Origin of the sequence: Candidatus Contendobacter odensis Run_B_J11, assembly GCF_000531125.1 — a bacterium.
GTDB lineage: Bacteria > Pseudomonadota > Gammaproteobacteria > Competibacterales > Competibacteraceae > Contendibacter > Contendibacter odensensis.
The window spans coordinates 1-7,440 of record NZ_CBTK010000200.1; the positions used below are offsets into that span (position 1 = coordinate 1).

The 7,440-nt window shown below is 54.1% G+C and carries 8 protein-coding genes and 1 pseudogene; all 9 read left to right on the forward strand.

Annotation, left to right across the window (positions count from 1 at the left end):
* Positions 1–69 precede the first annotated feature (69 nt).
* Positions 70–384, forward strand: coding sequence for a multinuclear nonheme iron-dependent oxidase (locus BN874_RS12055; RefSeq protein WP_268258833.1), 315 nt, complete (start codon positions 70–72; stop codon positions 382–384).
* Positions 368–1,150: an HvfC/BufC N-terminal domain-containing protein gene (locus tag BN874_RS12060; RefSeq protein WP_051497772.1), complete on the forward strand. Its 783-nt coding sequence runs from the start codon at positions 368–370 to the stop codon at positions 1,148–1,150. Before BN874_RS12055 ends, BN874_RS12060 begins: the two co-directional genes overlap by 17 nt.
* Positions 1,151–1,221: 71 nt before the next feature.
* Complete coding sequence (locus tag BN874_RS12065) at positions 1,222–1,755, forward strand: DoxX family protein (RefSeq protein WP_081756355.1); 534 nt, start codon at positions 1,222–1,224, stop codon at positions 1,753–1,755.
* Positions 1,756–1,797: 42 nt separating this feature from the next.
* Complete coding sequence (locus BN874_RS12070; protein WP_034433648.1) at positions 1,798–2,385, forward strand: globin family protein; 588 nt, start codon at positions 1,798–1,800, stop codon at positions 2,383–2,385.
* A gap of 272 nt (positions 2,386–2,657) precedes the next feature.
* Entirely contained in the window at positions 2,658–2,897 is a 240-nt protein-coding gene (locus BN874_RS12075) for a penta-EF hand family protein (protein ID WP_034433650.1), read from the forward strand.
* A gap of 341 nt (positions 2,898–3,238) precedes the next feature.
* On the forward strand, positions 3,239–3,826 hold the full coding sequence (gene msrA, locus BN874_RS12080) for a peptide-methionine (S)-S-oxide reductase MsrA (protein WP_230314420.1): 588 nt from the start codon (positions 3,239–3,241) through the stop codon (positions 3,824–3,826).
* A gap of 105 nt (positions 3,827–3,931) precedes the next feature.
* On the forward strand, positions 3,932–5,899 hold the full coding sequence (locus BN874_RS12085) for a sigma-54 interaction domain-containing protein (RefSeq protein WP_051497774.1): 1,968 nt from the start codon (positions 3,932–3,934) through the stop codon (positions 5,897–5,899).
* A gap of 317 nt (positions 5,900–6,216) precedes the next feature.
* The gene (locus BN874_RS12090) at positions 6,217–6,531 is read left to right on the forward strand and encodes a hypothetical protein (protein ID WP_034433654.1); all 315 of its coding nucleotides are present in this window, start codon (positions 6,217–6,219) and stop codon (positions 6,529–6,531) included.
* Between the two features lie 805 nt (positions 6,532–7,336).
* Positions 7,337–7,440: pseudogene (locus BN874_RS26480) on the forward strand (sugar dehydrogenase); the annotation flags it as partial.

Genomic DNA, 7,440 nt, shown 5'->3' on the forward strand with positions numbered 1-7,440 from the left:
GCAAAAAATGCCTAGCTTAACCGTTTTTATTCATAGGGTTATCAGTTTTGTCCTGTACTGAGGAATAACATTTATGTCAGCGCCCGCAATCACGATTTCGACGCCAGCGCCTATCTGCGGGCGATTCCACGCCCTATGGTTCAGGAGATTCATCTGGCCGGATTTACCGTCAATCGCTTCGACGACGGCGAGATTTTGATTGATACCCATAACCAGCCGGTCTGTCCGGCGGTCTGGGCCCTTTACCATCAAGCGGTGCAACGCTTTGGCCCGATTCCCACGCTGATTGAGTGGGATACCGACTTGCCCGAACTGGCGGTACTGGTCGCCGAGGCCGAGCGGGCCGATGCGATTCTGGAGGAACGCCATGCTCAGGCTGCGTGAATTGCAACTGGATTTTGCCGCTGCGGTACTCGACAGTGAGCAGAACGGATTCGACCGCCACATCCGGGCCGCCGGTCTGAGCGGCACCCGGCGCTTGCAGGTCTATCGTAATAACAGCTTGCTCAGCTTGACCGGTGCGTTGAAAGCGGTCTATCCGGTCGTATGCCGGTTGGTCGGCGATGGATTCTTTGAATATGCGTCGGCGCAATACATCGCCCGCCATCCGTCCCGTTCCGGCGATTTGCATGAGTTTGGCGAATTTTTCGCAGCGTTTCTCGAAGCGTTTGCGCCCGCTGCTGAATTGGGTTATCTGCCCGATGTCGCCCGGCTGGAATGGGCGTATCACCAGGTTTTCCATGCCGCCCGCCATTTGCCGCTCGACGTGGCGGCGCTGGCGCAAGTACCTGCCGAGCAGCAGGGAGCATTGCGCTTCCAACTGCATCCTGCCGCTCGTTTGCTGGAATCGGCTTTCCCGATCCTGCGGATTTGGGAAGTCAATCAGGACAACTATGCGGGCGATCCGTCGGCGGATTTAACTTTGGGCGGGATCAAGCTGCTGGTATTTCGCCGCGAGAATTTAGAGATTGAATTTCAAGCCCTTGAGGATGGGGAATTTAGTCTGTTGTGCGCTCTGGCGGAAGGGTGCACCTTCGCTACCGCTTGCGAGTGGGCGCTGGCTGCACAACCCAGTTTTGATTTACCCGCCTGTTTCAGTCGGTGCGCTTTGCAAGGCGTACTGGCCGCTTTTCACCTGCAAGACCCTTAAGTGTTTTTACTTTCCACTATCCATGTAGATTAAGGAGGAATCCCATGATGACCGCCACTGACACCAATGCGATGGCCGATTCGCCCCGATATTCGTTCTGGGCGAAAGCCGTGCCCCTCCTGTGCAAAGCGGATGCACTGTTTCGCAAGACGGCCAATTTCTTAACGCCAGTCGCCGATTTCCTGGCCCGCTACTGGGTCGCCAGTGCCTTCTTCAGTTCCGGGTTAAGTAAAACCACGACCGGAAGTTTCATGCTGTTCGGTCATGCCTTCAACTACCCGCTCAGCCTGCTTCCGACCGAAAGCACCTTTACCCTGTTTCAATACGAATATCAGGTTCCGCTGTTGCCATCGACGCTGGCAGCTTATATGGGTACGGCAGTGGAATTGTTGCTACCGGTGTTTCTGTTTTTGGGTCTAGGCGGACGCTATGTCGCGCTGGCAATGTTCGTTTTCAACATCGTGGCCGTCATTTCCTATCCGGACTTGATGGCCGCCGGACTGGCGGAGCATCAGGTGTGGGGGCTGCTGCTGCTGATTACGATGTGTCACGGTCCTGGCAAGCTATCGCTGGATCATCTGATTAGCCGGTTCATCCGCCGCTAGTCAGTTGCTTCGGCCGACGGTGTGTCCAAAGAGGAGAATTCCATGAATACCCCGGTTCAGATATCCGGTGAGGAGGAGGTTGCTCGTCCTGCCCTAGCCGGGTTTCCGGATCGGGCGGAAGTAGAGTTGCTGTTAAACATTGGTCTGTTCTCCCCGGATGACGAAATCGCTTTGCGAAAAGGGTGGCGGATTCTCAAGGAGCAGACCGATGATTATCTGGATATGGTGCTCGGTATGGTGGCGGCTCACCCGGCGCTGGTCACGGCACTGGCTGCGCTGCGCGGGGAGGAGCCAGCGACTGCCTTGGACGGCGCCACGACCGCCCGTCGCCGCTTCCGACAATGGCTATTTGAGACCTGCTATTTTCCCCAAGAACCGCCCTGGCTCAAACAACTGTACTCCGAACAGTCGCCACCAGATTCCTCAGCGCAATCGTCTCCGACATTACTGCCGGGGTTTCGCCATGCCGTCGCGCTGGCGTATCCGCTGGTTGCCACAGCGCGACCTTTTCTGGCTGCCGATGGACGCAGTCCCCAGGACATTGAACGGATGCAGCACGCCCTCCTGAAAGCCATCCTTCTGCAAGTTGCCCTGCTGAGCAAACTCTACGTCAGACAAGGGTTATGGTAACAACTGCTGGCAGGCGTAGCCCGCCCCGTTCGTCACTGCGACTTTTCGTGGTTCCACGAAATATCGCGGGATTCATTCCCGCTTCAAACTTCCGCTTCATGCCTTTAGCCAAGCCGTTTTTCCAATTTAAAATTGCAACCAACTGTAAATATTTATGATTTTTAATGAGAGGGCTGTTCATTAAAAATTGGCATCACCCTTGCTCACAGGAAAGATAGCGGTACCACCGCAAACCCATTCCAAAAACCTGTCTTCCTGATGAGGAACTTGCAATGAAGACATTGACCAAACTGACTTTCATCTTGATTTCCGGCCTGACCTTGAGCACTGCGTTCGCCGCAGGTTTCAATATGTCGACGGCACAGATCATGGACACCAACAAGGATGGCACAATTACTAAGGAAGAATACATGAAGCAAAGCAACGATATGGCGGCGTGGACCAAGATGGACACTAATAAGGATGGCGTGTTGGACGCAAATGAAATCAAGGTGGGTTTTAACGACAAATAACCTTGTCATGTGATAAATAATACAGTATTGTTGCTATTTTAATAGCAATTTTTAATCAAAATGGAGTGGCATCATAGCCACCCCATCGCTTATCTTTCCCAGTCATTTTCTATCCAGTTCTTTGGGGTATTCACTCCCATTTCTACCAACTCTGCATTCAGCGGAGACCGATGGTAATGTATCTTTTTACTTTCCGGCAGTCACTTCTGATCCAGTGATTCCCGCTCTCTTATTTTTGTTACCATGATTTTCAAAGATATTTTCCCAAAATGTAACCCTGATTAGACGAAAAAAATCCTTATAAATCAAGACAGTGGGAACTGCTGCTTCTGATCGGTGGTTTGTTTTTCCTAAGTTCGTTCCATCCTGCCTATAGCGATAACAACTCAACGGCCAGTCAAGAATTTGCCAAAGCCACGTTCGCCGGTGGTTGTTTCTGGTGTATGGAACCGCCGTTTGAGCAATTGCCTAGTGTGGTCTCGGTGACATCCGGTTATACCGGCGGATACAAGACGAACCCGACCTATCCAGAAGTTTCGTCTGGCGACACGGGACATGCCGAAGCAATCGAAATTATCTACAATCCCGCTAAAATCAACTATTCTCGCTTGCTGGATGTCTTCTGGCGCAATATCGACCCACTCGACGCCACCGGGCAATTTTGCGACAAGGGCCAGCAATATCGTTCAGCCATTTTTTACCACGATGATGAGCAGCAGCGCTTGGCGGAGGCGTCCAAACTGGTATTGGAGCAGTCCGGCCGGTTCAATCAACCCATCGTGACCACAATTGTCCCAGCAACGATTTTCTATGCCGCTGAGGACTATCACCAGCATTACTACCAGAAAAACCCGGTGCGCTATAAGTTTTATCGTTATTCCTGTGGACGGGATCAGCGCCTCGAAGAACTTTGGGGTACTCCTCAATAAAAATACCGTCAATAAATTTCATGATCAGGTCGCATGATGCCGCATAAACTGCTATAGGTGATTCAGTAATTTTAACGGATAAATCCATCTATGGAGGTTTTTTGCATGAATGGAACCGTTGCTCAACCCGCTAATCAACGCTCCACCCCACCAGACGATGCGGTGCTTCAATCCGCCGACGAACGTGATGCCATGCATCTGGCCTTACGCACTATCGTCGAAGGCACCGCTACCGCCACCGGCACCGAGTTCTTTTACGCCCTGGTGCGGGAACTGGCTCTAGCTCTGAATGTGCGCCACGCCTTCGTGTGCGAGCTATTGGAAAGCCGAACGCGGGTCCGCACGCTCGCCTTCTGGCTCGACGGTCAAATCACTGACAATACTGAATTCGATCTGGACGGTACCCCTTGCGAAGTCGTCATTCGCGGCGAGACGGTATATTTAACCAAGAAAGTGCATGAGATGTTTTCCCGGGATACCTGGCTGAGGATGAAGGGGATCGAGAGCTATTTCGGTGTACCTCTGATCTCTGAATCCGGGAATGAAATGATGGGCCACCTGGCCGTACTCCATGATCAGCCGATGGTCAAGGAATTCAGGGGGATGGCGCTCTTGCGGATTTTCGCCGCCCGCGCCCGGGCCGAATTGGAGCGCAAGCAGGCTGAGCAGGCGTTGCACAAAAGCGAAGAACGCTTGGCGAGCATCCTATCCAGCGCTCTGGACGCCATCATCACCCTTGACGCTGAACAGCGCATCACCCTGTTTAACCCCGCCGCCGAAAAAATCTTCCGCTGTTCGGCGCAACAGATGCTCGGTCAATCCTTCATACCCCTGCTCTCCAAACGCTTTGGCAACCTCGTCAAAGGCTATTGCCTGGCGGTCCAGCCCGCTACCGTGAACTCTCAGCAACTGTGGGCACCCGAAGGCTTGACCGCCCGCCGCTGCGACGGCGAGGAATTCCTGGTGGAAGCCACGCTCTCGCCACTGGAGATCGGCGGCCAGCGGTTCTACACCGTGATCCTGCGGGACGTAACCGAGCGGTGGCATTCCGAGGAAACCCTCAAACAGTTGCAACTGGAAAACCTCTATCTTCAGGAGGAGATCAAGACCCGGCAGAGTCCCGGCCATATCATCGGCGACTCGCCGGCCATGCAGGAGGTGTTTGCCCAGGTTGAGCAAGTGGCCGGCGCCGACGCCACCGTGCTGCTGACCGGAGAAACCGGCACCGGCAAGAGCGTCATCGCACGGGCGATTCACGACCTGAGCGACCGGCGCGACAAGTTGTTCGTGAACGTCAACTGCGCCGCCCTGCCGGGCGAGTTGGTGGAAAGCGAGTTGTTCGGCCATGAAAAAGGCGCGTTCACCGGCGCGACCGCTCAGCGCAAGGGCCGGTTTGAACTCGCTGACGGCGGCACCCTGTTTCTGGACGAAGTCGGCGAACTGAGCGCCGGCGCTCAGGCCAAGCTGTTGCGGGTGTTGCAGGATCAGGAATTCGAGCGGGTTGGCGGCGTCCACACGCTGAAAGTGAATGTCCGGCTGGTCGCTGCCACCAATCGCGATCTGGCGAAGATGGTCAAGGAGGGGAGCTTTCGCACCGATCTCTATTACCGGCTGAACGTGTTTCCCATCCGGCTGCCGTCTCTGCGTGAACGCCCATCCGATATTCCGCTGCTGGTTCATCATTTTCTGGACAAGTTTGCGCGGAAGATGAACAAATCCATTCGCGACCTTTCGCCCAACGCCCGCGAGCGGTTGCTGCGTTATTCGTGGCCCGGCAATATCCGAGAACTGCAAAACGTCATCGAGCGCGCGACCATTCTCGCCCGGGGTCCCCTGCTGGAGATCGACAACGCCCTCGAATTGCGCCTGGACGATCAGGATACGACGACTGCACCGCAAGCGTTGGGTTCGCTCGAAGCGATGGAGCGCGCCTACATTCTCCAGGTGCTGGAGCGCACCGGTTGGGTGATCGAGGGCGAACCGGGTGCGGCGGCGATTCTGGACCTCAACCCCAGCACCCTGCGCTCCCGGATGCAGAAATTGAATATCCGCAAACCCAAATTCCCGGCCTGAATTAGAACCCTCCTCTATTCCCAGGTCTGTTAAGAGGCGTTTTTTGTACACTCTCTCTCCCCCAGCCCCTCTCCCATAAGCGGGCGAGGGGAATTCTTGCACAGCTTCCTAGTGCTTTTAACAGCCCGCCTCTTTATTTAATGGCGTTGCGATATATCGTGGGGCCTATTATCTCGCCAGTCTGCCATAAGTTTGAGCTTAAACTATAACTATATGATTATTAAATATATTTTTAATATTTTCAGGCTGGCATGGGCGTTGCTTTTGTCAAGTTGTCAATCCCTGTTATCTCTAACCAGCCATTGAGGAGTTATCCCATGAACAAGACCATCGCCACTACTCTATTGATTCTGGCTTCCGGCCTGACCCTGAGCACAACCGCATTAGCGGAACCTTTCCAGCACGGCAGTGGTTATATCAACGCCATCAGTAATGAATATTCCAACGCCGATACCCAAGGCATGCCACATGCCCAAAGCGTTCGGCGCACTGAGACGATGGCAACGACCAGCGGTTTCAACGACCGCAGCACGGTGGAAAACGAGGGTACTACGGTTAGCCGCAGAGTCGTCGAACCCCCCCTTTCCAGGATGCTGTCCCTCATCGCTCATGGATTTAATGATCGCAGCTAAAGCCTGATGCCGCGAGATCGCCTGCCCGGGTTTCCCTAATGGATGACTGGGCGGCGACTCAATCACCACGATAGTCGTGACTATGGCCGGTTACCGGTTTGTCAGGGCAGTCGAAGTGAATTTCAGAGACCCAACCCTTGCTTTATCGCGTGAGGTGATGTCATGAACCCACAGTCTTTTTCTTCTTCCGCAAGCACAAACCCAGGCTGTTCAAGAAAATGGAGGATCGGAGGCGTACTGAGCCTGGATATATCGCCGGCTTTGCTCAGCTTGACGGCGCACAGCAAAATCAAGCGGTTTCCGCTACGCCCGTCGGTCGCCAAAGCCACCCTGTCTCTCCCCACCCATCCTTAAATTTGCCGAGCGGCGACTACCTTTCAGGCAGCGATTTCAATTCGCCCCCCATCGTTCAGATCGCGCAAAAAACCTCTCACTCCACTGAAGTCATCGGGCCGCTTTCCGTTTCGTTGAGCGGACCCCCGGTGACTACTCATCATCCTTTCATCCGGTTTACATCCTGCAATCAGACTTCATCTGAGCGCTGAATCGCGTTCGTCGCCACGATTTGTCTGGCCGGCATCACCCTCCATATCCTCAATTCAAGATTCGCCACAGCATTTAGCGGCTCCTCGACATATCGCAGTCCTCAGCGCCCACCACATCCTTTCAAGGCTCGCTACTAAAATACAAGTCCATGAAAATAATTGTTATTTCATTAAATATTACCGCATGGCACAGGCATTGCTGACCTCGTAGCGAGAATTCATTACCCCCTATCCAGTGATCAGAAAAGAGGTTGATCCCCATGAGCAGCGCAAACCAACCAGTCCTAAAAGGTCAACGCGCCTTAGTGACCGGGGCTAATTCCGGCATCGGCGCGGCCGTCGCCAAGGCGCTGGCCGCCGCCGG

Excerpts from the sequence above, each read along its gene's own strand:
- BN874_RS12060 (WP_051497772.1), top strand. The coding sequence starts at position 368 with ATGCTCAGGCTGCGTGAATTGCAACTGGATTTTGCCGCTGCGGTACTC.
- BN874_RS12065 (WP_081756355.1), top strand. The coding sequence starts at position 1,222 with ATGGCCGATTCGCCCCGATATTCGTTCTGGGCGAAAGCCGTGCCCCTC.
- BN874_RS12070 (WP_034433648.1), top strand. The coding sequence starts at position 1,798 with ATGAATACCCCGGTTCAGATATCCGGTGAGGAGGAGGTTGCTCGTCCT.
- BN874_RS12075 (WP_034433650.1), top strand. The coding sequence starts at position 2,658 with ATGAAGACATTGACCAAACTGACTTTCATCTTGATTTCCGGCCTGACC.
- BN874_RS12085 (WP_051497774.1), top strand. The coding sequence starts at position 3,932 with ATGAATGGAACCGTTGCTCAACCCGCTAATCAACGCTCCACCCCACCA.
- BN874_RS12090 (WP_034433654.1), top strand. The coding sequence starts at position 6,217 with ATGAACAAGACCATCGCCACTACTCTATTGATTCTGGCTTCCGGCCTG.